A 21,853-nucleotide genomic window follows, 5' to 3' on the forward strand; every position below is an offset into this window, starting at 1 on the left:
GCATGGCGCTGGTGTATGCCGGGCTGGGCGTGCTGGCGGCCCTGCTCGGCGCCAACTTGCAGGCGTTGCTGCAACAACCCTGGTTGCTGGGTAGTTTTGCTGCCCTGTTCGTAGTGCTGGCACTGCCAATGTTCGGTTTTTTTGAACTGCAACTGCCTGCCGGCCTGCGTGACCGCCTGGAAAGCGCCGGGCGTGGCCGCAAGGGCGGCAGCTTGCTGGGTGCGGGTATTCTGGGTGCCCTCTCTGGCCTGCTGGTGGGCCCCTGCATGACCGCACCGCTGGCCGGTGCCCTGTTGTATATCGCGCAAAGCGGCAACGCCGTTGAAGGTGGCCTGGTGCTGTTTGTGATGGGCCTGGGCATTGGCGTGCCGTTGTTGCTGCTGGTCACCGTGGGCAGCCGTTTCCTGCCCAAGCCCGGTGCGTGGATGAACCTGATGAAAGGCCTGTTCGGCTTTTTGTTCCTGGGTACTGCGCTGTTGCTGGTACGCCCGGTCCTCGATGAATCCTTGTGGGTCGGTTTGTGGGGCGTGCTGCTGGTCGTTCTGGCGTCCAGCCTGTGGCAACAGGCACAGGCATTCCTTCGCGCCAAACCGCTGTTCCGCCCGCTCAGCCTGCTGGCCGGCCTGTGGGGCAGCCTGTTGCTGGTGGGAGCGGCCGGGGGCGGGACCGAGCTGTGGCAACCGCTGCAGGTGTATACCGCCACAACAGTGGCGGGGAGCACGACAAACTCCGCCCATGACGCCTTCATCACCCTCAAGGACCCGGCCAGCCTGGACCGCGAGCTGGCAGATGCCAAGGCAGCAGGTCAATGGGTGATGCTCGACTACTACGCAGACTGGTGCGTGTCATGCAAGGTCATGGAGAAGCAGGTATTTGCCAAACCCCAGGTGATGGATGCCCTGCAAGGCGTGCGCCTGTTGCGTCTTGACGTGACCGCCGATAATGTCGCCAGCCGCGAGCTGCTCAGCCGCTATCAAGTACCCGGCCCGCCCAGTTTTGTCTGGATCGGCCCCAATGGTGTTGAGCGGCGCGGACAACGCATCACTGGCGAAGTCAACGCCCAGACCTTTTTGAATAACTGGAACGCCACTCGGGAACTCCTCTAAATGCTGACCCTGACCATCGGTTCGTTTGCGCTGGCCATCAACCACTTGCTGCTGATACTGGCCCTTGCCCTGGCGACACTGGTGGGGTGGCGTGTGGCCAAACGCGGTGGTGAAAACCCCGAATCAGTGCTGTTCAGCCTGTTCTTACTGGGTTTGCTGAGCGCACGCATCGGCTTTGTGCTCAGCTACTGGCGCTACTTCAAGGACGACCCGCTGCAAATTCTCGACCTGCGCGATGGCGGTTTTTTACTGTGGCCGGGGTTGGTGGCGGTACTGCTGGGTGGGCTTATCTGGGGCTGGCGCCGCGTCGGTTTGCGTCGCCCGCTGGGTTGGGGGCTGGCCAGCGGGCTGGCGTTCTGGCTGCTGGCCAGCCTGTCGTCCAGCCTTTACGAAAAAGGCACGCGCCTGCCGGAAATGGTATTGCGCAATGCCAATGGCGAGTCGGTGCAGTTGAGCAGCTATCAGGGCGGCCCGCTGGTGATCAATCTGTGGGCCACCTGGTGCCCGCCGTGCCGGCGCGAAATGCCGGTGCTGCAAAACGCCCAGCATCAACATCAAAACGTGACCTTCCTGTTCGTCAATCAGGGCGAGAGCATGCAGAGCGTCAGCACCTTCCTTGAAACCCAGGGTCTGAACCTCAGCAACGTGCTGTTCGACAGCGGCGGCCAGTTGGCACAAAAAGTCGGTTCGATGGCCCTGCCGACTACGCTGTTCTACAGCGCTGATGGTCGACTGCTGGGCAGTCATTTGGGCGAGCTGTCAAAAGCCAGTCTGGCCCGGGCCATGGAGCCTTTCAATCTGAACCATTCAATGTCGGCCCAACAGGTCGACCCTGCAAGGAATGAGCAAAAATGTTTAACCGCAAACTGCTAACCCTGGGCATGGCCTCCCTGCTGGGAGCTGCGCTCCTGCAATCGCCTGTATTGCAGGCAGAAGAGCTGCCGCCGGCGATCAAGAAGATTGAAGCCAAGGGTGCAAAAATCATTGGCAGCTTCGATGCTCCCGGCGGCTTGCGTGGCTATGCCGCCCAGTACCAGAACCGTGGCATGGCGCTGTACCTGACCCAGGACGGTAACGTTCTGGTGGGTAATTTGTATGATGCCGACGGCAAAGACCTGAGCCTGGCGCCGCTGCAAAAGCTGGTGTACGAGCCGATGGCCAAGCAGGTCTGGGGCGAAATGGAGAAGAGCAACTGGATTGCCGACGGCAAGGCGAATGCACCGCGTATCGTGTACTTGTTCAGCGACCCCAACTGCCCGTACTGCAACATGTTCTGGGAGCAGGCCCGCCCTTGGGTTGACTCGGGCAAAGTGCAATTGCGCCATATCATGGTGGGCATCATCCGCGAAGACAGCCCGGCCAAATCTGCCGCCCTGCTGGCCGCCAAGGACCCGCAGCAAGCCCTGCACGAACACGAAAAAGCCGGCAAGGCCAGTAGCCTCAAGCCCCTGGCCAAAATCCCGGCTGACATTCAAGCCAAGCTCGATGCCAATGCCAAGTTGATGGAAGAGCTGGACGTGGCCGCCACCCCGGCCATTTTCTACCAGGACGCACAAGGCAACCTGCAACAGCAGCAAGGCGCGCCATCGCCGGAGAAACTGGTCCAGATCCTGGGGCCCAAGTAAAACCCGAGGGCTGCGATCGCGCTACAAAGCGTTCGCAGCCCACGCCGATGCTGGCGTGAGGCATGTCTCAGTTCACCACCTGCAGCGCTATTAATTCTGTTTCTCAATTGACAATCATTATCATTAAGCCTAGCTTGTGAACAGCTGTGTAGGACGCTTCCCACGAAGAGGTCCTCACTCACTCATTCGCAGCAGGTGATCTCCATGACGGAACCAATGTCCACAGGCAAGTGCGACTCACCCCTACTTCAAGCCTTTGTTGATAACCGACTGGTCCTGGTCAAAATCGCAGCCCGCATAACGGGCTGCCGATACCGGGCTGAAGATGTGGTTCAGGATGCCTTCTTCCGTTTGCAGTCCGCACCGCAGATCACTTCATCGTTCAAGGCACAACTGAGCTACCTGTTCCAGATCGTGCGTAACCTGGCAATTGACCACTACCGCAAGCAGGCGCTGGAGCAAAAATACTCCGGCACCGAAGAAGAAGGCATGAACGTGGTGATCCACGGCGCCTCCCCGGAAACCTCGCTGATCAATTTCTCGACTCTGGAACATATCGCGGTGGCACTCACCGAGCTGCCAAGCCGTACCCGTTATGCCTTCGAGATGTATCGCCTGCATGGCGTACAGCAAAAAGATATTGCCAAGGAACTGGGCGTATCTCCCACCCTGGTCAACTTCATGATCCGCGATGCCCTGATCCATTGCCGCGCAGTGTCGGGCACCCACGCAGATACCTACGCGCGGCGTTGATACAACCGGGCTTGCACCTTCCTACATCTCAACCACGGCAATTTTGTAAGGCGCAAAAATCGCCTTCAACTGGCCGTTGTCGCGCAGCTTTTGCAGCATTTGTGCAAACTGCTGACTCTGGATCGGTGCCTGTGGCCGCAACAGGGCGAAGTGACGATAAGTCTGATCGATACGCTCTGACACCATCACCTTCGCCTTGGCCTGCGGGTCGCAGCCCAGCATGTCGATCAGGTTGGAACGTGTCATCAAGGCAATATCCGCCCGCCCCCTCAAGACCATAAATAAATTGCTTTCGTGGGAATAGGTCAGGGTTGCGCCGAAGGTCTCGGTGAGAAATTTCGGCGAGGCGTTGAACCCGGCAAAAGCATAGTGATAGCCGCTATACAGGGCGAGGCGCTTGCCCTTGAGGTCATCAAAATAGCCTTGTTCACGGTCAGGATGCTGCCGGGCAACAAACACTTCAGCGTCTTCCAGGCCCATATCAACTGCAGCATAGGAGAACGCCTGCCAGCCCCAGGCCGGGTTCTCGAACATCAGCATGTCCACCCGCCCACGCTCGAAGTCACGCACACGCCGGGCAATGGAACTGGGCACAAGGACAAAGCGGTAGTCGCCTTGCAACTGGTTGAGAGCTGCAAGCAGTTGCGACAACAGGCCCGTGTCGGTGCCGCGCTCGGGACGTACGATATAAGGCGGAAAGTGCGCAGCTCCAACCCTGATTTCCTGAATCGCCCACACCGGTGCCAGCCAGCCCATTCCCAGGGTCAGCAACAGGCTGTGGGCCAATTGAATTGGCGAACACTTCAAAACCATACACACCTGACGCCGTTCATGGCTGGAACTTATTGATCGACACACGACCTGAGATCGGGCACGCACACCATTAAAGCGCATATAGACTAGCAAGCAAGGGGTCGACTGGCCCACTACAAAATAAGCACCGTGCTCAGTGTTTTAGCTACGCTCCAACTTCAACGCCGATGCTGTTAAAGGAAGCTGCACATGCCTCACTGGCTGGTAATTGACCTGGAAGCCACTACCGATGATGGCGGCTGGCCCCTGGAGGAAATGGAAGTGATCGAAATCGGCGCCAGCGTGGTCACCCGCGCAGGTCGTGAGGTGGATCATTTTCAGCGATTTATTCGCCCGCAACGTCGTCCGCTGTTGACCCCTTTCTGTCGGCAACTGACCCGTATCACCCAGGCCAAGATTGATGCCGCTGCATCGATGCCTTTGGTTTGGGAGCAATTTGAACGCTGGCTCGGCCAGCACCTGCCCAAGCTTGAAGGCTGGGCCAGCTGGGGCGAGTACGACCGAAAACAACTGGAACAGGAATGGCAGCACAAACAACTGCACAGCGCCCTGCAGCAATTGCCGCATATGAACCTCAAGCAGCAATTTGCCAGGGCCCGCCAGTTAAAGCAGCCGCTGGGCCTGAACAGCGCGTTGCAACTGGCCGGAATGCAATTCAATGGTCAACAGCACCGGGCCCTGGAAGATGCCCGTAATACTGCGCGTTTATTGCCCCTGGTGCTCAAGGGGTGACGGCCATAAAAGGGCGTGACGGGATAAAACCGCTTCTGCATACTGGCCAGCCCTTTTTAGCCCATTCCGAGGAATCGCCATGTTTAAAGTCAACGAATACTTCGACGGCACCGTCAAGTCGATTGCCTTCGCCCAAACCGAAGGCAAGGCCACCATTGGCGTCATGGCTGCAGGTGAATACGAGTTCGGCACCGCCGAGCGTGAAATCATGCACGTGGTCTCGGGCGAGCTGAGCGTCAAGTTGCCGGGCAGCAGCGAATATGAAACCTTCAAGACCGGCAGCCAGTTCAACGTGCCGGCCAACAGCAAGTTTCAGCTCAAGGTCGCAGTGGATACCGCCTACCTGTGTGAGTACCGCTAAATCTCCCTCTGGCAGCAACTGTCTTGATGCTGCCATGTGGGAGCGGGCTTGCTCGCGATACAGACGACCCGGTCTGTCTGTTGAATCGCGTTGATGCCATCGCGAGCAAGCCCGCTCCCACAGCTACACCCCTACGTTGAACTGCAACGCCGCCAACCGTGCATACAGCGGGTTGGCGGCGATTAATTGGGCATGGGTGCCGATGGCGACCAGCTTGCCCTGATCCATTACCGCGATACGATCAGCGTTTTGCACGGTGGCCAGACGGTGGGCAATCACCAGCGTGGTACGGCCTTGCATCAGGCTCGGCGCATCCACCAGCAACGCCCGGGCAATCGCCAGACGCTGGCGTTGACCGCCCGACAAGCCCAGGCCGCCATCACCCAAGTGGGTTTTGTAACCCTCGGGCATTTGCAGGATAAAGTCGTGGCCGTGGGCAATTCGCGCCGCAGCCTGGACCTGCTCATCGCTGGCCCCGGCATTGCCATACCGGATGTTGTCTTCAATGGTGCCGAAAAACAGCGCAGGTGTTTGCGACACCAGAGCAAAACAACGACGCAGGTCTTGCGGGTCAAGCTGAGTGATCGGCTGCCCTTCAAGCAGGATTTGCCCTTGTTGCGGATCGTAAAAGCGCAGCAACAAGTCGAACAATGTTGACTTGCCCGCCCCGGAAGGGCCGACCAGCGCCAGGGTTTCTCCCGCATTGATCGTCAGGCTCAGGCCATCGATCGCATGGCTTTCGGGCCGTGAAGGGTAAGAAAAGCGCAAGTTTTCAAGCTGCAAATTGCCCTTCACCCGTGCGGGTAACACGCGCAAATCCGTGCTCGGTGGCAGGATCATGCTTTTCGCCTGCAACAGCTCGGCAATTCGCTCGGCCGCGCCCGCCGCCTGTTGCAACTCGCCAATCACTTCGCTCAGGGTGCCGAATGCGCTGCCCACCACCAGGCTGTAAAACACAAAGGCGGCCAGCTCGCCGCCGGTGATGCGCCCGGCGATCACGTCCATGCCGCCGACCCACAGCATCACCCCCACGGCGCCCAGCACCAGCAAGATCACCAGCGTGATCAACCACGCCCGTTGCAGGATGCGTTTGCGGGCAGTGGCAAACGCCTGCTCCACGGTACTGGCAAAGCGTTGCTGGTCTTGCTGTTGATGGTTATAAGCCTGCACCGTCTTGATCTGGCCCAGGGCCTCGGCGACATAACTGCCGACATCAGCGATACGGTCCTGGCTCTGGCGCGACAGACTGCGCACCCGGCGACCAAAAAACAGGATGGGCACCAGCACCAGAGGCAAGGCCACCACCACGATACTGGTGAGCTTGGGGTTGGTGACAAACAACAGCACCACGCCGCCGATCACCATCAGGCTGTTGCGCAGGAACAACGACAGCGATGAACCGATCACCGACTGCAGCAAGGTCGTATCCGTGGTCAGCCGCGACTGGATTTCCGAGCTGCGGTTGTTCTCGTAGAACCCCGGGTGCAGACCGATCAGGTGATTGAACACCTGGCGCCGAATATCGGCGACCACCCGCTCACCGATCCATGACACCAGGTAAAAGCGCACGAAAGTGCCCACTGATAAGCCCAGCACCAGCAACAGAAAAAAGCCGATGGACTGGTTTAGCAAATGCGCTGACTGGGTCATGAAACCCTTGTCGACCAATAGACGAATACCCTGCCCCATCGACAAGGTAATACCCGCCGTAACAATCAGCGCCAGCAGGGCGCCAAGAGCCGGCCAACGATAGGGTGCAATAAAATGCGCTGCCAGACGAATGGCGCGGCGATGACGGGAAGAAAGCATGGGAGGGTATCCGCAGTGAGGATCAGCATAAAAAGCCTTACACAGCCTACAACGAAGTTCGCCTAAAACCGGTAAATCTTTCTCACTCGTTTTGAATATGACCTGTCACCACAAACCCTAGACAGTAATGTTCTAAAGTCGGGCTGGAAGTTTCAGGATATTTCTGTTGGACTGGGGTGGTCGCCAAGTTTGTAACAGCTTGGTCATTAAACGGATCTACAGTAGCGCTACACCCTGATGAGGAGACAGGCCATGGATTTGCAACAGAACGCTCAAGCCGTACCGGTGATTCGTACCCAGCCACAGCAATCTCTGGGGTGCGCGTTTATCGACGAAAATGGTCAGGAGATCCTGATCACCGAGGCGATGATTCAGGACGCCTGCCATGAGCTGGAGCAACGCCTGGTCACGCCATCACGCAAGGGCTGATCCTTGCCAACAAGACCCTGTACATGATTAAACAGCATTCGCGTCACTGACCGGCCTTACTGCGTAGGGCCGGTTTTTTTAGGCCTGCACATTCAGACCGGCACGGCGCCCAAGGCTTTTACCAGTTGCTTCAGGGCCACTGAATCACCCGCGATATGCACCGGCAAGCCTTCAATTTCGCGGCGAATCGGGTAGTTTTTGCGCAGTCCGTCGAATGCCAGCTTTTGCTCCTGGACGGTTCCACTCAAACTGCGGCGAAAGTCGGCATCGTCACGGCGCGGGTCGTACACACCGCGACAGAGCATGGCCAGGGCCCATGCCGGGTCGCTGTCAGCACTCAGTTCAACCTTGGCCAGCCAGGGGGACGGCAGCAGGTCGGCCAGTTTGACTTCAGGGCTATGCCCCAGAAAATCGCACAATGCCTGATAAATCTGTGCCGTACCCCGCTGTTTGCCATCCAGGCTGTAGCCGGCAATATGCGGGGTGGCCAGCACGCACAGATCCGCCAGTTCGCGGTCTACTTGCGGCTCACCCTCCCATACATCGAGTACCGCTTGCAGATCATCCCGGCGGGTCAAAACTTCACGCAGCGCGGCATTATCCACCACCGGGCCGCGGCTGGCGTTGATCAGCCAGGTACCCGGTTTCAGCTGTTCCAGCCGCTGCTGATCAAGCAGATGCCAGGTCGGGTAATCGCCGGTCCTGTCCAGCGGCGTATGCAGGCTGAGTACATCGCACTGCTCGATCACGTGCTCAAGGCTGACATAGTCACCGCCCTCGGCCGCCGCCCGCACCGGGTCGCAAACCAGCACATTGAAGCCCAGTGAACGCAAGACGTTGACCAGGCGACCGCCCACTTCACCGGCACCAATCACGCCGTAGGTGCGCTGGGTCAAGTCGGCGCCTTCGATTTCAGCCAGCGTCAGCAGGCTGCCGAGCACGTAGTCCACGACGCCACGGGCATTGCAGCCAGGAGCACTGGACCAGTGGATACCAGACTGCTGGAAGTAATCCAGCGCCAGGTGATCAGTGCCGATGGTGCAGGTTCCGACAAACCGCACTGCACTGCCTTCGAGCAGCTCGCGGTCCACTTTGGTCACCGAGCGCACCAGCAAAACATCGGCATCGTGAACGTCTGCACGGTTGATCTGGCGCCCCGGCAAGCGGCGTATTTCACCGAAGTCAGCAAAAAATTCTTCGATCAGCGGAATATTTTCATCAGCAACAATCAACATGGCAGGCTCCTTTCGCGGAGTGGCAGTGTAGGCGTTGTTACGCGCAATGGGCCAGCCGGGTGTGCAGGTACTTGCGGGCACGCTTACAAAGGGCCTACAACTCGCTATTAACTGACCACATGGTCAGGCGTACAATCCCCGGCTTTGCGCGTTTAACCCTGTGGATACAAGCCAGTGAACTCTGTGACTCACCCCCCCTCTTCCCTCCCTGTCAGCCGCCCGGCCCGGGTACGCACCGAGGTGCGCGCGCTGTTGGCGCTGGCATTTCCCATCATCATTTCGCAGATCGCAACCACGGCCATGGGTTTTGTCGATGCCGTGATGGCCGGGCGCGTGGGCCCTAGGGATCTGGCCGCCGTGGCACTGGGCAACTCGATCTGGGTTCCGGTGTTTTTGTTGATGTCCGGCATTCTGCTGGCGACCACGCCCAAGGTCGCCCAGCGGTTTGGCGCCAATGCACACGGCGAAATCGGCCCCATCGTACGCCAGGCACTGTGGCTGGCACTGATTACCGGCCTGTGCGCAGCGTTGATCCTGATCGCGGCCGAGCCGCTATTGCATCTGATGAAGGTCGACCCTGAGCTGATCACCCCCAGCATGGGTTACCTGCACGGGATCGCCAGCGGCATGCCCGCCGTGGGGCTGTATTGCGTGTTGCGTAATTTCAGCGATGGCCTGGGAAAAACCCGGCCAAGCATGATCCTGGGGCTCAGTGCCCTGGCACTGAATATCCCGATCAACTACATCTTCATCTATGGCCACTTTGGCGTCCCGGCCATGGGCGGCGTGGGCTGCGGCTGGGCCACGGCCATTGTGATGTGGTTTATGGCTCTGGGCATGGTGGTCTGGACGTTCAGAGGGGCCATCTACCAGTCGAGTAAGGTCTACAGCCATTTTGAATGGCCAAAATGGGCGATCCTCAAGCGTTTGCTCAGTGTGGGCTTGCCGATTGGCATCGCAGTCTTTGCCGAATCGAGCATTTTTGCGGTGATTGCGCTGTTGATCGGCAGTTTGGGGGCCACGGTGGTGGCGGGCCATCAAATCGCCCTGAACTTCAGTTCACTGGTCTTTATGATTCCATACTCACTGGGTATGGCGATTACCGTGCGCGTGGGTCAGGCCCTGGGCCGCCAGCAACCGCGCGAGGCACGCTTTGTAGCGGGCGTGGGCATGGGTACCGCACTGGTCTGGGCGGCGATTTCCGCCAGTCTGATTCTGTTGTTGCGTGAGCAGATTGCCACCGTCTACACCGCCGATCCCATGGTGATCGAGGTGGCGACCATGCTGTTGATGTTTGCTGCGCTGTATCAGTTCTCGGACGTGATCCAGGTCACCGCTGCCGGTGCCCTGCGCGGTTATCAGGACACACGAGTGACGATGATCCTGACCCTGTTTGCCTACTGGGGGATTGGTTTGCCGGTGGGCTACGCCCTGGGGCTGACCGACTGGTTCGGCCCGGCCAATGGCCCGAGCGGGCTATGGCAGGGCTTGATCGTTGGCCTGACCTGCGCGGCACTGATGCTGGGTGTGCGGTTGGCGCGCAGTGCGAAAAAACATATCCGCCGCCGCACATAAATGCGGTGGCAGCGGGCTTGCCCGCGATGGCATCAGCGTGGTTTGCCTGACAGACCGTGGCGCCTGCATCGCGATGCAAGCCCGCTCCCACAAGACCGGCGCAATTGCTATGGGCGCCGTCAATCCTGCTTCTTGCGGATCCAGTACAGGTACGTGCCCGCCTCTTCCTGCTGGCCCACCAGTTCATGGTCCAGAAACACGCAGAACTTGGGAATGTCGCGGCGGGTCGAAGGATCCGTCGCAATGACTTTCAACAAGCCACCCGGCGCCAGGTCGCGAATATATTGGTGCAGCATCATCACCGGCTCCGGGCAGTTCAGGCCGGTAGCGTCCAGGGTGCCGTCAACCGGCAGGTCGGTAAAACTCATCACTTACTCCCCGATCAGCGAGATTTGGTTTTTTTAACGTCCAGTCGACGCAAATGGCAGGTCACTTCTTCACGGTCGTGGTACAGCTGCTTGCAGCCGATTTCAACCTGAATGCCGCGTGCCTTGAAACCGTCTGCAATACGGTCGAGCAAACGGCGTACTTCGGCGTAACGCTGTTTCATCGGCAGCTTCAAGTTGACTACCGCTTCACGGCAATGACCTTCACCAATCCACTCTTCGAGCATGGCCGCATTGCGCGCCGGTTTCTCCACAATATCGCAGACCATCCAGTCCACCGGCTGCTTGGGCTTGAAGGTAAAGCCATCGGCCATCAAGTGCTGCACCAGACCGGTATCCATCAGGCTTTCAGCCATAGGGCCATTGTCGATGGCAGTCACGATCATGCCACGGTTGACCAGTTGCCAGGTCCAGCCACCCGGCGCAGCGCCAAGGTCAACACCGGTCATGTCGCTGTGCAGGCGCTCGTCCCACTGGTCGCGGGGGATAAAATGGTGCCAGGCCTCTTCAAGCTTGAGGGTTGAACGGCTAGGCGCTTCGCGGGGGAATTTCAGGCGCGGGATGCCCATGGGCCACATGGCCGAGTTGTTGGCCGGGGCCAGGCCAAGAAACACTTCACGACCACTTTTAAACGTCAGCAGCAGGCGCGGTTTGCTCCCGTCCTCTTCTTCAGTCAGTTTGCCGGCCTTGATCAGCGCTTTGCGCAGATGACCGTCGAACTTTTTGCAGAAGTTGGACAGTTCCTTGCCGTCATTGGTGTCGACGATTTCCAGCCACAGGCTGCCACACACCGGGAAGTCGGCCATGTGTTCGAGGATCACGCTGATCCGGTCGGTCTCCGGCAGCTCGACAAAGCCGCCACGAGCCCATTGACGCGGGAAAATCAGTTCGGCAAAACGCAAGCTGTTCATCAGCCGTTCAGCGCCGCCCTCTTCAGTGCACACAAACTCGGCACAGGCAGTGCCAGGCTTGGCCTTGGCGTAGCCAGCCACATTAAGGCGGGCGGCGTGCTCGGCGATTTCCGAGCAGACTTCGCCTTCAAACCCGGGCCGGCAGTGCATAAAAACGGTGTTCATTGAATTACTCCTGGGCAGCAGGCAGGAATTGCCCGGCTGCGCATCCTTGATTTGGCGCAAGGACTGTCACGAAAAGGTCGGCATGATAGCCGAGTTCGGAACCTTGAACCCGCATAGACAGTCCAGTTATTAGCCACAGCCCCTAATCAGAGCTAGGTTAGAAGCTCTGCTTGTGCCACGTGATCCGTCTAAAGGAGTCATTTCATGTCCTCCCTCGATAGCCTGAACACCCTAGCCACACTAAAAGTCGACGATAAGACTTATCACTATTTCAGCCTTGCCCTCGCCGCCAAATCACTCGGCGATTTGAGCAGGCTACCCATGTCACTCAAAGTGCTGCTGGAAAACCTGCTGCGCTGGGAAGACGGTAAAACCGTCACCGAGCCCGACCTCAAAGCTCTGGCCGCCTGGCTCAAGGCACGGCGCAGCGACCGGGAAATCCAGTACCGCCCTGCGCGGGTGCTGATGCAGGACTTCACCGGCGTACCGGCAGTGGTCGACCTGGCCGCCATGCGCGCCGCCATGGCCAAAGCCGGGGGTGATCCGCAACGTATCAACCCGCTGTCCCCCGTGGACCTGGTAATTGACCACTCGGTGATGGTCGACCGGTTTGCCAGCGCCAGCGCCTTCGAGCAAAACGTCGATATAGAGATGGAGCGCAACGGCGAACGCTATGCGTTTTTACGCTGGGGTCAAAATGCCTTCGATAATTTCAGCGTGGTCCCACCCGGTACCGGGATTTGCCATCAGGTGAACCTGGAATACCTGGGCCGCACGGTCTGGACCAAGGATGAAGACGGCCGCACCTACGCCTTCCCCGACACCCTGGTAGGCACCGACTCCCATACCACCATGATCAATGGCCTGGGTGTGCTGGGCTGGGGCGTGGGCGGCATTGAAGCCGAAGCGGCCATGCTGGGCCAGCCCGTGTCGATGCTGATCCCCGAAGTCGTGGGCTTCAAGCTCAGCGGCAAGCTCAAAGAAGGCATCACCGCCACCGACCTGGTGCTGACCGTGACGCAAATGCTGCGCAGCAAGGGTGTGGTCGGCAAGTTCGTAGAATTCTATGGCGATGGCCTGGCGGATCTGCCGCTGGCCGACCGTGCCACGCTTGCCAATATGGCCCCGGAATACGGCGCCACCTGCGGGTTTTTCCCGGTGGATGAGATCACCCTGGATTACCTGCGTCTTTCAGGCCGCCCAGAGGCCACAGTCAAACTGGTCGAGGCTTACTGCAAGGCCCAAGGGCTATGGCGGGTCGCAGGCCAGGAGCCGGTTTTCAGCGAAACCCTGGCTCTGGACATGGGCACCGTCGAAGCCAGCCTGGCCGGGCCAAAACGACCGCAAGACCGGGTTGCACTGCCCGATGTCGGGCAATCTTTCGACGACTTTCTCAGCCTGCAATTCAAGCCGGCCACTAAAAAAGAGGAAGGTCGCCTCGAAAGCGAAGGTGGCGGCGGTGTTGCCGTGGGCAATGCCGACTTGATCGGTGAAGCGGACTACAGTTACGAAGGCCATACCTATCGCCTGAAAAACGGCGCTGTGGTGATTGCCGCCATTACTTCCTGCACCAACACCTCGAACCCCAGTGTGATGATGGCTGCAGGCCTGGTGGCAAAAAAAGCCGTCGAAAAAGGCCTGACACGCCAACCGTGGGTCAAGACGTCGCTGGCACCGGGCTCCAAGGTAGTCACCGATTACTACGCGGCCGCCGGCCTGACCCCGTACCTCGACCAATTGGGCTTTGCCCTGGTGGGCTATGGCTGCACCACCTGTATCGGCAATTCCGGGCCACTGCCCGAGCCGATCGAAAAGGCCATTACCCAGTCCGACCTGACCGTGGCTTCAGTGCTGTCTGGCAACCGCAACTTTGAGGGGCGCGTGCATCCGCTGGTGAAAACCAACTGGCTGGCCTCGCCACCCCTGGTGGTGGCCTATGCCCTTGCGGGCACAGTACGCATTGATATCAGCCGTGAACCGCTGGGGACCGGAAAAGACGGCAAACCGGTGTACCTGCGCGATATCTGGCCCAGCCAGAAAGAAATCGCCGACGCCGTGGCCCAGGTGACCACAGGCATGTTCCACAAGGAATACGCCGAGGTGTTTGCCGGCGACGAACAGTGGCAAGCCATCGAAGTACCGCAAGCCGCAACTTATGTCTGGCAAGAGGACTCGACCTACATCCAGCATCCGCCGTTCTTCGACGAAATCAGCGGGCCACTACCGGTGATTGCCGACGTCAAAGGCGCAAACATCCTTGCGTTGCTGGGCGACTCGGTCACCACCGACCATATTTCCCCGGCCGGCAATATCAAGGCTGACAGCCCCGCCGGGCGCTACTTGCGCGACAAGGGCGTAGAACCACGGGACTTCAACTCTTACGGCTCGCGGCGTGGCAACCATGAAGTGATGATGCGCGGTACCTTCGCCAATATTCGCATTCGCAACGAAATGCTCGGCGGCGAAGAAGGCGGCAATACGATCTACATCCCCACCGGTGAAAAACTGCCGATCTTTGACGCGGCCATGCGTTACCAGGCCTCAGGCACTCCGCTGGTGGTGATAGCCGGCCAGGAATACGGTACTGGCTCAAGCCGCGACTGGGCGGCCAAGGGCACCAACCTGTTGGGGGTCAAGGCGGTGATTGCCGAGAGTTTCGAGCGCATCCACCGCTCCAACCTGGTGGGCATGGGCGTGCTGCCCTTGCAGTTCAAGCTCGATCAGAACCGCAAAAGCCTGAACATTACAGGCAAGGAAACCCTGGATATCCTCGGGTTGACCGGTACCGAACTGCAACCGCGAATGAACCTGACCCTGGTCATCACCCGCGAGGACGGCAGCCAGGAAAAAGTCGAAGTGCTCTGCAGGATCGATACCCTTAACGAGGTGGAATACTTCAAGGCCGGAGGGATTTTGCACTATGTGCTGCGTCAGCTGATTGCTTCATAGACGCACCTCAACCTTGTGGGAGCGGGCTTGCTCGCGATTCGGACTACACGGTCTGTCAGCCAGGCCGAGGTGATGCCATCGCGAGCGAGCCCGCTCCCACAGGGCCACGAATCGTTATACTTGCGCACCCCGGACTGGATCCGGGGTGTTTTTTAACGATTGCAAGGATTCACATGATTGCTTTGCCCTGGCCTTATCTGGCACTACTGACCCTGGGCTACGGCCTTGCCCTCAGCTACGGGCAATTAGGCGCTCAAACCCTCATCGCGCTAGCCTTGTTGACTGTCAGCGGGTTTGCCGTTGTGCAGAACAAAAGCCATTTGCTGCGCTATGCCGGGCATGCCTTGTTTGTGCTGCTGGCGCTGGCGCTGGCCTTGCACTGGCTGCCAGGTTTCCATAACGGTCGCGCCATCACCCCCACGCGACTGACCCCTGATGCCGTGCCCTTCTCGATGTACTTCAATCTGGACAAACCGCTGATTGGCTTCTGGCTGCTGCTGGTATGCCCCTGGATAGCACCGCGCTTTGCCTGGCGGGTATCCCTGGGGGCCACTGCAATGGGTCTGGCCCTGGCCGCCATTGCAGCGCTGGGCGGAGCGATGCTGCTGGGCATGATTGCCTGGGCACCGAAATGGCCTCATCAGAGCACCCTCTGGCTGCTGAATAATCTACTGCTGGTAACCCTGGTTGAAGAAGCGCTGTTTCGCGGTTACATCCAGGGCGGACTTAGCCGCAAGTTCAAGTTGCTGCCCCATGGGCAGAGCATTGCGCTGGTGCTGGCCTCGATACTGTTTGGCCTGGCCCATGCACCCGCCGGCTGGCAATGGATGCTACTGGCCGGGCTGGCCGGTGTCGGTTACGGCCTGGCCTACCGCTTTGGCGGGCTGGGTGCGGCGATCGCCACCCACTTTGGCCTCAATGTGCTGCATTTCCTGTTTTTTACCTACCCGATGCTCGCCCCCTGACGGCCAGGGGCCTGAAATATAAATTAAACAATTCCTTGAGCATGCCGACAGCCTGTCAAAGTCTTGCGGATTGAAACGACATGCGTAACAACCAGCCCATCACTCAACGCGAACGCACATTCCCCGCGCAACAACGGTTGATTTCCACGACCGATGCCAAAGGCGTGATCACCTACTGCAACGATGCGTTCAGGGAAATCAGCGGGTTTTCGCGTGAGGAGCTGATACGCGCGCCGCACAATCTGGTGCGCCACCCGGACGTGCCCTCAGCAGTCTTCGAGCATATGTGGAGCACCCTGAAAAAGGGTTCGCCGTGGATGGGCATCGTCAAAAACCGCTGCAAAAACGGCGACCATTACTGGGTTAACGCCTATGTAACGCCGGTTTTCGAGAATGAGCAGGTAGTGGGCTACGAGTCGGTGCGGGTCAAGCCAACGGCCGAACAGATCCGCCGCGCCGAAGCCCTGTACACACGCCTCAACCGCGGCAAATCCGCGGTGCCTCAGCGCGATAAGTGGCTGCCGGTGCTGCAGGACTGGCTGCCCTTTATCCTGGTCAGCCAATTGAGCTTCATGATTGGCGCCATGCTCAATTCGAGCTGGGGTTTTGCCCTGGCAGCCCTGCTGTCGATACCGTTGGGGCTGCTGGGCCTGAGCTGGCAACAGCGCGGGGTCAAACGCCTGCTGCGTCTGGCCGAGCAGACCACCTCCGACCCGTTGATTGCCCAGATGTACACCGACAGCCGTGGCCCGCAAGCGCGTCTGGAAATGTCCATCCTGAGCCAGGAAGCGCGCCTGAAGACCTGCCTGACACGCCTGCAGGATACCGCCGAACACCTCAGCGGCCAGGCCCGTCAGTCCGACATTCTGGCGCACAAAAGCTCGACCGGACTGGAGCGCCAGCGCGTCGAGACCGAGCAAGTGGCCACCGCCGTCAACCAGATGGCTGCCACCACCCAGGAAGTGGCCAGCCATGTGCAGCGCACTGCCGACGCGACCCAGGAAGCCAACCGTCTGACCAGCCGCGGTCGCGATATTGCCGGCGAAACCCGCGAAGCGATCCAGCGCCTGTCGGTTGTGGTGGGTGAAACCGGGGCCACGGTAACGCAACTGGCCAAGGACAGTGACGAGATCGGCGGCGTGGTCGATGTGATCAAGGGCATTGCCGACCAGACCAACCTGCTGGCCCTGAACGCCGCCATCGAAGCGGCACGGGCTGGAGAAATGGGCCGGGGCTTCGCCGTGGTGGCTGACGAAGTGCGCCAGCTGGCGCAACGCACCAGCGCTTCGACCGGGCAGATTCACAGCCTGATCGCCAAGCTGCAGCAGACAGCAGCCACTGCGGTGCAAACCATGGACGCTGGCCATCGTCAGGCGGAAGAAGGCGTAGCGCGGGTACTGGAAGCAGATCAGGCACTGGTGGGCATCAGCGAAGCGGTGGCCAATATCACCGACATGACCACCCAGATCGCGGCAGCGACCGAGGAGCAAAGCGCCGTGGCTGAAGAAATCAGCCGCAATATCAGCACCATTGCCGACCTGGCTGACCAGACCTCAGAGCAGGCGCAGCATTCGGCGCTGCTCAGCGAAGAACTGACCCAGACCGTCAACACCCAGTATTCGCTGGTGGAGCGGTTTAACCGCTAAGCCTTGTGGGAGCGAGCCTGCTCGCGATGGCATCAACACGCCGCAGCGATCCAATCGCGAGCAGGCTCGCTCCCACAAATTGTTCAAGGTTGCTGCAACCACCGCGCAATCCGGTCCGCCGCCGCATCCAGATGCTGCTCATGGGTAAACCCGGAGGCCTTCAACGGCTTAAGGTCGTGATCCCCCGATACCAGCCACGACACTTCAATGCCCGGCGCCAGCGTGTAGGCCTCTACCGCTTCGCGGTTGCCCAAGGCATCGCGCTCGCCTTGTACGATCAACGTCGGCGTTGCCAATTCAGCCAGGTGCGCCACCCGGGGTTTTTCCGGCTTGCCTGCGGCATAGAACGGATAACCCAGGCACACCAGCGCGTCCACTTGCAGCTCATCGGCCAGCAGACTGGCCATACGCCCACCCATTGACTTGCCGCCAATGGCTAATGGCCCAGCGACATGCCGTCGCACCTCGGTAAAAACTTCACGCCAGCTTTCGAGCAGTTTCGCCTGCTGATTAGGAGGCCTTTTGCCATTATCGAGACGGCGCTGCGCCATATACGGGAACTCGAAGCGCAACACGCTCACCCCGCGTGCAGCAAGGCGTGCAGCCATGCCGTTCATCCAGCTGCTGTCCATCGGCGCACCCGCGCCGTGGGCCAGGATAAGGGTCGCGGTTGAACCCGCTGACGCGCCATTCCACAGCCAGCCCCTGTCCTGCACGCACTGCGCCCATTGATCCCCGTCAATACCGGCCTTGCCCGCTACGACCATGCTTGCCTCGCTTTTAGTCTGCCTATAACTCCAGGCGTGCGTTTGACGCGCCTGAACCGTGGATGGGGAACCATGAACACTTCTACAAGTACCGCCTATAACTACAAGGTGGTCCGCCAATTTGCCATTATGACGGTGGTTTGGGGCATCGTCGGTATGGGGCTCGGCGTTTTTCTCGCCGCGCAGTTGGTTTGGCCAGAACTTAACTTCAATTTGCCTTGGACCAGTTTCGGGCGCCTGCGCCCATTGCACACCAACGCGGTGATTTTCGCCTTCGGCGGCTGCGCGCTGTTCGCGGCTTCATTCTACTCGGTGCAACGCACCTGCCAGGCCACCCTGTTTTCGCCGAAAATCGCGGCGTTTACCTTCTGGGGCTGGCAGCTGGTCATCGTCCTGGCGGCCATCAGCCTGCCACTGGGTTACACCAGCTCCAAGGAATACGCCGAGCTGGAATGGCCGATCGACATTTTGATCACCATTGTCTGGGTGGCCTACGCCATCGTGTTCTTCGGCACGATCATGAAGCGCAAAACCAAGCATATTTACGTGGGCAACTGGTTCTTCGGCGCGTTTATCGTGACCGTGGCGATTTTGCACATCGTCAATAACCTGGAAATCCCGGTCAGTTTCACCAAGTCCTACTCGCTCTACGGTGGCGCCACTGACGCCATGGTGCAGTGGTGGTACGGGCATAACGCTGTGGGCTTTTTCCTGACAGCTGGCTTCTTGGGGATGATGTACTACTTCGTGCCTAAACAGGCCGAACGTCCGATCTACTCCTATCGCCTGTCCATCGTGCACTTCTGGGCATTGATCACCCTGTACATCTGGGCGGGCCCCCACCACCTGCACTACACCGCGCTGCCGGACTGGGCGCAGTCGCTGGGCATGGTGATGTCGCTGATTCTGCTGGCACCGAGCTGGGGCGGCATGATCAACGGCATGATGACCCTCTCGGGCGCCTGGCATAAGCTGCGCAGCGATCCGATCCTGCGCTTCCTCGTGGTGTCCCTGGCCTTCTACGGCATGTCGACCTTCGAAGGCCCGATGATGGCAATCAAGACCGTCAACGCCCTCTCCCACTACACCGACTGGACCATCGGCCACGTACACGCCGGTGCCCTGGGCTGGGTGGCGATGATTTCGATCGGCGCGCTGTACCACATGATCCCGAAAATCTTCGGCCGCCCGCAGATGTACAGCCTGGGCCTGATCAACGCGCACTTCTGGCTGGCCACCATCGGCACCGTGCTCTACATCGCCTCGATGTGGGTCAACGGCATTGCCCAGGGCCTGATGTGGCGCGCAGTCAACGAAGACGGCACGCTGACTTACTCCTTCGTCGAAACTCTGGTGGCCAGCCACCCGGGCTATGTCGTGCGACTGGTCGGTGGTGCAATCTTCTTCAGCGGCATGTTGCTGATGGCTTACAACACTTGGCGCACCGTGCGTAACGCCGAGCCCGCTGAAGTCGTAGCCGCCGCGCAGATGGCCTGAGGAGTTGGCAATGAAACACGAAGTCGTTGAAAAAAATATCGGCCTGATGCTGTTGCTGATGATCCTGTGCGTAAGCGTGGGCGGCCTGACGCAAATCGTCCCGCTGTTCTTTGAAGACGTGACCAACACCCCGGTGGAGGGCATGAAGCCTTACACCGCACTGCAACTGGAAGGTCGCGACATCTACATCCGTGAAGGCTGCGTGCAGTGCCACTCGCAGATGATCCGTCCGTTCCGTGCCGAGACCGAGCGTTATGGTCACTACTCGGTAGCCGGTGAGAGCGTGTGGGATCACCCCTTCCTGTGGGGTTCCAAGCGCACCGGGCCGGACCTGGCCCGCGTCGGTGGCCGCTATTCGGATGACTGGCACCGCGCGCACTTGTACAACCCGCGCAACGTCGTGCCCGAATCAAAAATGCCAGCTTACCCATGGCTGGTGGCCTCGCCGGTAGACAGCAGCCATACCGAGAAAAAACTCGAAGTAATGCGCACCCTGGGCGTGCCTTACACCGACGAAGACATCGCCAACGCCAAGCAGTCCGTGCAGGGCAAGACCGAGATGGACGCTCTGGTCGCCTACCTGCAAGTGCTGGGCACTGCCATCAAGAGCAAGAGGTGAGCCATGGTCTTGGAGATGAGTAGTGGAATGATTCGCGGCCTGGGCACCGTGGTGGTGGCCGTGGCGTTTATAGGCCTGGCGCTGTGGGTGTTCAGCCCGCGACGCAAATCGGAGTTTGAAGACGCGACCTTACTGCCATTCAAGGACGATCCAGAGGCGATTCAACACGTCGAGAAAGAACAAGCGTCTAGGAGTAAAAAAGCATGACCACCTTCTGGAGTCTGTACATATGCGTGCTGACTATCGGCACGCTGATCGGCCTGACCTGGCTGCTGGTCAGCACGCGCAAGGGCGAGACCAAAAGCGATACGGTCGAAACCATGGGCCACAGCTTTGACGGCATCGAGGAGTACGACAACCCGCTGCCACAATGGTGGTTCATGTTGTTCGTCGGCACGCTGGTATTTGCCGTGGGCTACCTGATCCTGTACCCGGGCCTGGGCAACTGGAAAGGCCTGCTGCCCGGCTATGAGAATGGCTGGACCGGTGTACATGAGTGGGAAAAGGAAATGGACAAGGCGGACGCCAAATTTGGGCCCATCTACGCCAAATATGCCTCCATGCCCGTTGAACAAGTCGCTCAGGATCCGGCAGCACTGAAAATGGGCGGGCGCCTGTTTGCTTCCAACTGCTCGGTGTGCCACGGCTCGGATGCCAAGGGCGCTTTCGGCTTCCCTAACCTGGCCGACAACACCTGGCGCTGGGGCGGCGACGCCGACACGATCAAGGCCACCATCATGGGCGGTCGCATCGCGGCAATGCCGGCCTGGGGTGAAGTACTGGGTGAAAACGGAGTCAAAAACGTCGCCGCCTATGTACGCCACGACCTGGCGGGCCTGCCCCTCCCTGAAGGCGCCACTGTCGATCTGACGGCTGGCAAGCAAGCCTACGAAACCACTTGCGTGGCCTGCCACGGGGCAAACGGTAAAGGCATGCCGCTGATGGGCGCGCCAGACCTGACCCAACCAGCCGGTTTTATCTACGGCACCAGCCTGGCGCAATTGCAACAAACCATTCGCCACGGCCGTCAGGGCCACATGCCTGCGCAAAACGATTTGTTGGGCAACGACAAGGTACAGCTGCTGGCGGCCTACGTGTTCAGCTTGTCACACGGTAATCAAGAGGAAAAAACAGCCGAATAATTACCGGACATTTCCTGCCGCATCATTTTGGTGCGGCAGTTCCCGCCTCAAAGCGCGACCAAGTGTCGCACCTCTTTCAGCCCCGCCATTGCTCTCCCGCCATTCAGGACTAAGCTCAACGCTTGTGTGAGCCGGATCTGTGCAGCGCCACGTCAAGTGAAACTAACCGGTAAGTTGAAGGGCAGCGTTACGGGCCACAATGGTGGGTTTGCACCGGCTATCGTGCATTACGATGTTTGCCGCGCCTTGCCCCCACCTCAACCCGCCCGCCTCGACCCCTCCACTTTTGCCCTGCATGCGGCGTTTTTGGTGAGGTCACTTTGACCTTACTCCGCGCATGGAAAGGCCGCAGAACAAGCCTTGGAAAG

The 21,853-nt window shown here is 59.5% G+C and carries 21 protein-coding genes; 15 read left to right on the forward strand and 6 right to left on the reverse strand.

The genetic code is table 11. The features are described from left to right. The 4 genes from dsbD to GHO03_RS15980 all read left to right on the forward strand — a co-directional run. On the forward strand, positions 1 to 1,106 hold a 1,106-nt coding region (gene dsbD, locus GHO03_RS15965), incomplete at its 5' end, for a protein-disulfide reductase DsbD (protein ID WP_153400179.1). Next, positions 1,107 to 1,979 (forward strand): TlpA disulfide reductase family protein, encoded by an 873-nt coding sequence (locus GHO03_RS15970; RefSeq protein ID WP_095039344.1) that lies wholly within the window; start codon positions 1,107 to 1,109, stop codon positions 1,977 to 1,979. Then, positions 1,958 to 2,731, forward strand: a complete 774-nt coding sequence (gene dsbG, locus GHO03_RS15975) for a thiol:disulfide interchange protein DsbG (protein ID WP_153326534.1) — start codon at positions 1,958 to 1,960, stop codon at positions 2,729 to 2,731. Before GHO03_RS15970 ends, dsbG begins: the two co-directional genes overlap by 22 nt. Before the next feature lie 204 nt (positions 2,732 to 2,935). Further along, positions 2,936 to 3,484, forward strand: a complete 549-nt coding sequence (locus GHO03_RS15980; protein WP_095002740.1) for an RNA polymerase factor sigma-70 — start codon at positions 2,936 to 2,938, stop codon at positions 3,482 to 3,484. A gap of 21 nt (positions 3,485 to 3,505) precedes the next feature. Here the strand turns inward: GHO03_RS15980 and GHO03_RS15985 are convergent, their stop codons facing one another. Further along, positions 3,506 to 4,297 carry an ABC transporter substrate-binding protein gene (locus GHO03_RS15985; RefSeq protein WP_153400180.1) on the reverse strand — a complete coding sequence of 264 codons (792 nt, stop codon included), beginning with the start codon at positions 4,295 to 4,297 and terminating at the stop codon, positions 3,506 to 3,508. Between the two features lie 189 nt (positions 4,298 to 4,486). Between GHO03_RS15985 and GHO03_RS15990 the strand changes: the two genes are divergently transcribed. Then, positions 4,487 to 5,029 carry an exonuclease domain-containing protein gene (locus GHO03_RS15990; RefSeq protein WP_095018981.1) on the forward strand — a complete coding sequence of 181 codons (543 nt, stop codon included), beginning with the start codon at positions 4,487 to 4,489 and terminating at the stop codon, positions 5,027 to 5,029. A 79-nt stretch (positions 5,030 to 5,108) separates the two neighbouring features. Further along, positions 5,109 to 5,390 carry a pyrimidine/purine nucleoside phosphorylase gene (locus GHO03_RS15995; protein ID WP_016780320.1) on the forward strand — a complete coding sequence of 94 codons (282 nt, stop codon included), beginning with the start codon at positions 5,109 to 5,111 and terminating at the stop codon, positions 5,388 to 5,390. Between the two features lie 123 nt (positions 5,391 to 5,513). On the opposite strand, the gene GHO03_RS16000 is transcribed toward GHO03_RS15995, so the two are convergent. After that, a complete protein-coding gene (locus GHO03_RS16000; RefSeq protein ID WP_153400181.1) occupies positions 5,514 to 7,199 on the reverse strand; it encodes an ABC transporter transmembrane domain-containing protein in 1,686 nt (561 codons plus the stop codon). Between the two features lie 252 nt (positions 7,200 to 7,451). Between GHO03_RS16000 and GHO03_RS25150 the strand changes: the two genes are divergently transcribed. Next, positions 7,452 to 7,628, forward strand: coding sequence for a PA1571 family protein (locus GHO03_RS25150; protein WP_165446486.1), 177 nt, complete (start codon positions 7,452 to 7,454; stop codon positions 7,626 to 7,628). Between the two features lie 92 nt (positions 7,629 to 7,720). Here GHO03_RS25150 and pdxB read toward each other — a convergent pair whose 3' ends face one another. Further along, complete coding sequence (gene pdxB, locus GHO03_RS16005; RefSeq protein WP_095002744.1) at positions 7,721 to 8,863, reverse strand: 4-phosphoerythronate dehydrogenase PdxB; 1,143 nt, start codon at positions 8,861 to 8,863, stop codon at positions 7,721 to 7,723. Positions 8,864 to 9,037: 174 nt separating this feature from the next. Here pdxB and GHO03_RS16010 point away from each other — a divergent pair, with 174 nt between their 5' ends. Further along, positions 9,038 to 10,438 carry an MATE family efflux transporter gene (locus GHO03_RS16010; RefSeq protein WP_095018983.1) on the forward strand — a complete coding sequence of 467 codons (1,401 nt, stop codon included), beginning with the start codon at positions 9,038 to 9,040 and terminating at the stop codon, positions 10,436 to 10,438. 119 nt (positions 10,439 to 10,557) lie between these two features. Here the strand turns inward: GHO03_RS16010 and tusA are convergent, their stop codons facing one another. Together tusA and rlmM are read right to left on the reverse strand one after the other, a co-directional pair. Beyond that, positions 10,558 to 10,806: a sulfurtransferase TusA gene (gene tusA / locus GHO03_RS16015; protein ID WP_095002746.1), complete on the reverse strand. Its 249-nt coding sequence runs from the start codon at positions 10,804 to 10,806 to the stop codon at positions 10,558 to 10,560. Positions 10,807 to 10,820: 14 nt separating this feature from the next. Further along, a complete protein-coding gene (gene rlmM, locus GHO03_RS16020) occupies positions 10,821 to 11,900 on the reverse strand; it encodes a 23S rRNA (cytidine(2498)-2'-O)-methyltransferase RlmM (RefSeq protein ID WP_095018984.1) in 1,080 nt (359 codons plus the stop codon). A 204-nt stretch (positions 11,901 to 12,104) separates the two neighbouring features. Here rlmM and acnA point away from each other — a divergent pair, with 204 nt between their 5' ends. The 3 genes from acnA (at position 12,105) to GHO03_RS16035 (ending at position 17,460) form a co-directional block, all read left to right on the forward strand. Continuing rightward, entirely contained in the window at positions 12,105 to 14,849 is a 2,745-nt protein-coding gene (acnA, locus tag GHO03_RS16025) for an aconitate hydratase AcnA (protein WP_153380556.1), read from the forward strand. Positions 14,850 to 15,022: 173 nt separating this feature from the next. Continuing rightward, positions 15,023 to 15,814, forward strand: coding sequence for a CPBP family intramembrane glutamic endopeptidase (locus tag GHO03_RS16030; RefSeq protein ID WP_095018986.1), 792 nt, complete (start codon positions 15,023 to 15,025; stop codon positions 15,812 to 15,814). 80 nt (positions 15,815 to 15,894) lie between these two features. After that, complete coding sequence (locus GHO03_RS16035; protein ID WP_095002750.1) at positions 15,895 to 17,460, forward strand: PAS domain-containing methyl-accepting chemotaxis protein; 1,566 nt, start codon at positions 15,895 to 15,897, stop codon at positions 17,458 to 17,460. 83 nt (positions 17,461 to 17,543) lie between these two features. Here GHO03_RS16035 and GHO03_RS16040 read toward each other — a convergent pair whose 3' ends face one another. Then, positions 17,544 to 18,227: an alpha/beta family hydrolase gene (locus GHO03_RS16040; protein WP_133144954.1), complete on the reverse strand. Its 684-nt coding sequence runs from the start codon at positions 18,225 to 18,227 to the stop codon at positions 17,544 to 17,546. A gap of 72 nt (positions 18,228 to 18,299) precedes the next feature. Here GHO03_RS16040 and ccoN point away from each other — a divergent pair, with 72 nt between their 5' ends. From ccoN to ccoP, 4 genes are read left to right on the forward strand one after another with little or no spacing between them, the layout of a single operon-like run. Further along, entirely contained in the window at positions 18,300 to 19,724 is a 1,425-nt protein-coding gene (gene ccoN / locus GHO03_RS16045) for a cytochrome-c oxidase, cbb3-type subunit I (protein ID WP_019826669.1), read from the forward strand. A gap of 10 nt (positions 19,725 to 19,734) precedes the next feature. Beyond that, complete coding sequence (ccoO, locus tag GHO03_RS16050) at positions 19,735 to 20,343, forward strand: cytochrome-c oxidase, cbb3-type subunit II (RefSeq protein WP_095002752.1); 609 nt, start codon at positions 19,735 to 19,737, stop codon at positions 20,341 to 20,343. Between the two features lie 15 nt (positions 20,344 to 20,358). Then, a complete protein-coding gene (locus tag GHO03_RS16055) occupies positions 20,359 to 20,550 on the forward strand; it encodes a cbb3-type cytochrome c oxidase subunit 3 (protein WP_095002822.1) in 192 nt (63 codons plus the stop codon). Next, a complete protein-coding gene (gene ccoP, locus GHO03_RS16060) occupies positions 20,547 to 21,485 on the forward strand; it encodes a cytochrome-c oxidase, cbb3-type subunit III (protein ID WP_095018988.1) in 939 nt (312 codons plus the stop codon). The genes GHO03_RS16055 and ccoP overlap by 4 nt, the downstream gene beginning before the upstream one ends. Positions 21,486 to 21,853: the final 368 nt, after the last annotated feature.

This window comes from Pseudomonas sp. FSL R10-1339 (assembly GCF_009600545.1).
In the GTDB taxonomy this organism is placed as follows: Bacteria; Pseudomonadota; Gammaproteobacteria; order Pseudomonadales; family Pseudomonadaceae; genus Aquipseudomonas; species Aquipseudomonas bubulae.